Consider the following 636-nt stretch of genomic DNA (forward strand, 5'->3'; position numbering starts at 1 on the left):
GCCGGCGCCGGTGCGGGCGACGCGGGCGTGCCTGCGGGCGCCGCGGACTGGGCGGGCTCGGCGGCTGCGGGTGCCCCCGGGCGGTCGGCCCTGGGGGCGAGTGGCTGGGCCTCGTCTGGCAAGAGGGCTCCTCGTGCGCGATCCGGGTCCCCGGTCAGGCTCCGGAAACCCCATGGTAGCGATCCTGGGCTCGGGTCTCGCTTTCGGCCGGTGGGACGGCCTTCCGCGGGAGGAACGCGAGAGGCGGGTCCCGGATTCCTCCGGGACCCGCCCACGCGGTGTCGTACGGGCCTCTGAGCGGTGTCGGGCAGGTGAGCGTCCGGTTTCTCTCAGACTTCTCTCGAACTCGCTCAGACCTTGAGCAGGGCCTCCAGCGGAGCGCCGTCCAGGGCCGGCTCCAGGCGGGCGCNNGCGCCCGCCCGGCGGATCAGCCGGAGCGAGGCCTCGGCGGTGCCGCCGGTGGCGAGGACGTCGTCGATGACCATGACGCGGTCGGCCGCGGTCAGGTCCTCGGCGTGCACCTCGATCTCGGCGGTGCCGTACTCCAGGTCGTACGACTGGCTGAGGGTCGCTCCGGGGAGCTTGCCCGCCTTGCGCACGGGGATGAAGCCCAGCCCCGCGCGGACCGCCGCGGGA

General features: G+C 75.1%; 1 pseudogene. It reads right to left on the reverse strand.

Annotation, left to right across the window (positions count from 1 at the left end):
• Window positions 1-411 precede the first annotated feature (411 nt).
• Window positions 412-636 (reverse strand): annotated as a pseudogene (locus tag AOK01_RS45860) (type I phosphoribosyltransferase); the annotation flags it as partial.

Source organism: Streptomyces aurantiacus, from assembly GCF_001418335.1.
In the GTDB taxonomy this organism is placed as follows: domain Bacteria; phylum Actinomycetota; class Actinomycetes; order Streptomycetales; family Streptomycetaceae; genus Streptomyces; species Streptomyces aurantiacus.